The 1,390-nt window shown below is 24.5% G+C and carries 1 protein-coding gene; it reads left to right on the top strand.

What is annotated here, in order from left to right; genetic code table 11:
* Window positions 1-119: 119 nt before the first annotated feature.
* Window positions 120-1,316, top strand: a complete 1,197-nt coding sequence (locus VN21_RS13400; RefSeq protein ID WP_046823696.1) for a MerR family transcriptional regulator — start codon at window positions 120-122, stop codon at window positions 1,314-1,316.
* Window positions 1,317-1,390 lie beyond the last annotated feature (74 nt).

The raw sequence follows: 1,390 nt of genomic DNA on the forward strand, positions 1-1,390 counted from the left end.
GAAGAATTATGTTAAAAATATATTTTTTAAAAAATTAAAAAATATATAAATTACATATTGCCTATTACGTAACGTAACCCTATAAAATATAATTAGGCAATGAAGTTGGGGGGGATATAATGAATGATGAAAGATTATATACTACAGGTGAATTTGCTAAGATGGCAGGAGTGACAATAAGGACTATAAGGTATTATGATAATAAGGGAATTTTAAAAGCATCTCATCATAATGAACTTGGTTACAGATTATATTCAAATAACGATTTTATAAAGTTAAAAAAAATTTTAGCTTTAAAATATCTAGGATTGTCTTTAGATGAAGTAATGGGGATTGAATTACAAAGCTTTGGAAAAGATGATATAGCTAATTCTTTTAATTTACAAAAAAATATTATCAGAAATAAAATAAACCATATGAAAACAGTTCTAAATATTATGGAAGCAGCAGAATCTAGTATTAAAAATGATGAGTGTATAAACTGGGAAAAGACGATAAATATAATTAAGATGCTAGAAAATGAAAACCAGCTGCTTCAACAATACATAGATTCATCTAATCTAAATGCAAACGTTAAACTTCAAGATAAGTTTGGGTCTAATCAAAAAGGTTGGTACAATTGGGTTTTTAATAAATTAAAATTTAAAAAAAATTATAAGGTATTAGAAATTGGTTGCGGTAATGGAGCTTTATGGTTTAAAAATATTAATTCTCTAAAAAAGAGTGTAAATATAACTTTAACAGATATATGTCAAGATATGATTGATGATGCAAATTATAATCTTAGAGACTATGACCATAAATTCAATTTCAAAAGAATAGACCCAAGTGATATGCCCTTTAAAGATGAAAGTTTTGATGTAGTAATTGCCAATCATGTTTTATTCTACATGAAAGACTTAGATAAAGTTTTATTTGAGATTAAAAGAGTTTTAAAAACAGAAGGACAATTTTACTGCTCTACTATTGATGATAAACATATGAAAGAATTAGAAGAAATTATGATAGGCTTTAGTAGCAACATGAAAATTTCAGAGAAAAAGCTTTGTGAAAACTTTGGTCTAAATAATGGAGAATGTATACTAAAAGACTATTTTAGTGATATCCAAACTTATTCATATAAAGATAAGCTTATAGTGAATGATACAAAAGCTATATTAGAATATGTATATACAATTCCAGGTAATATTTTGGAAATAGTAGATACAAAGAAAAAAGAATTTGAAAATTATATTGATGAACATATAAAAAAAAATAAGGAAATTCATATAACAAATAGCCATGTATTATTTAAAAGTACAAAAACTGGACTGTAAACACCAATTTAAAATAAGATTTTAATAGACTTATATTTTATACCAAACACATACAATAATGTTAAAAAATAAAC

The organism is Paraclostridium benzoelyticum, assembly GCF_001006285.1.
In the GTDB taxonomy this organism is placed as follows: domain Bacteria; phylum Bacillota; class Clostridia; order Peptostreptococcales; family Peptostreptococcaceae; genus Paraclostridium; species Paraclostridium benzoelyticum.

Coding starts and splice junctions, on each gene's coding strand:
- VN21_RS13400 (WP_046823696.1), top strand. CDS start 120: ATGAATGATGAAAGATTATATACTACAGGTGAATTTGCTAAGATGGCA.